At 33.7% G+C, this 1,248-nt stretch carries 1 protein-coding gene; it reads left to right on the plus strand.

Annotated elements, in window-relative coordinates; translation table 11 throughout:
* Positions 1 to 88: 88 nt before the first annotated feature.
* Positions 89 to 1,006: a tyrosine-type recombinase/integrase gene (locus B5E82_RS17740; protein WP_087308842.1), complete on the plus strand. Its 918-nt coding sequence runs from the start codon at positions 89 to 91 to the stop codon at positions 1,004 to 1,006.
* Positions 1,007 to 1,248 lie beyond the last annotated feature (242 nt).

Genomic DNA, 1,248 nt, shown 5'->3' on the forward strand with positions numbered 1-1,248 from the left:
GATAATTCTCAATTATCCGTATTAAGAAGACAGTGAAGAAAGTAGAATTTTGTGATACACTACCCAAAAAAGCGTGGAGGACGAAGATATGGATTATAAGGAGCAGATTGGAAGATATCTTGAGTATTGTGAGTTTAGAAAGGAATTAGATTGGAATACACTTAAAGCATATAGAATTGATTTGATGCAATTTTTTGAATATGTGAAGGAAGATATTCCTGGAAAAGAGAAAATAGAAGATTATATAACAGAGTTGCATAAGAAATTTAAACAGAAAACGATTAAACGTAAAATTGCCTCAGTTAAGGCGTATTATAATTATCTCGTAGAGAGTGAGATTATTAGCGACACGCCTTTTAGAAAAATCAAAGTGAAGTTTAAGGAGAGCATTATTCTTCCAAGGATTATTCCCCGTGAAGAGATTGAGCAGATACTAAATTGTATGTATGCACAAGAAAATAGAAAAAATGTAAAAGCATATAAATATTGGCTGAGGGATGTAGCAGTAATAGAGACCCTTTTCGCTACTGGAGCCAGAGTTTATGAAATATCAAATATTAGAGAAGATAGTGTAAACTTAAATACAGGACTTATAAAAATTATGGGTAAGGGCGGCAAAGAAAGGTATGTTCAGATTGCTTCATCTGAAATTCTGGGTGTCCTCAAGAACTATTATAAAGAGAATGCAGAAGATATAAAACAGAGTGGATTTTTCTTTGTAAATAATCGTGGGTGCAGATATACAGAGCAGTCGATAAGATTAATGCTGAAAAAGTATGCAAAATTAGCTGGTGTAGAAAGGAACATAACCCCTCATATGTTTCGACATTCATTTGCGACGTACTTAGTAGAGGAAGGGGTAGATATTAGCTGTGTACAGCAAATATTAGGACACAGTTCGATAAAAACAACTCAGATTTATATACATGTAGCGGCAAAAAGACAGGCAGAAATTTTGCGAGAGCTGCATCCTCGAAACCGGATGAATATACTTAGAGTAGCTTAATATTTTTACATATCTGACGGATTATCTGAAGGCCAGCTTATATATTGGTGGCCTATTTTGCGTATATAAGTGATAGCAGCATCTGGGACTTAAAAAAATATGTTTTGATGGTTCCCCAACAAGTGCAGTATTAGTAATTCAGAGAAATTGTTATGGAAAAAAATGATAATTTTTGATATAATATATTCCATCTAAGGATTAGGCTTGAGTTGCTTTGTTAGCGATAATACCTAATTATCCTG

Source organism: Lachnoclostridium sp. An138, assembly GCF_002160765.1.
Lineage (GTDB): Bacteria > Bacillota > Clostridia > Lachnospirales > Lachnospiraceae > Laedolimicola > Laedolimicola faecalis.

Coding starts and splice junctions, on each gene's coding strand:
- B5E82_RS17740 (WP_087308842.1), top strand. CDS start 89: ATGGATTATAAGGAGCAGATTGGAAGATATCTTGAGTATTGTGAGTTT.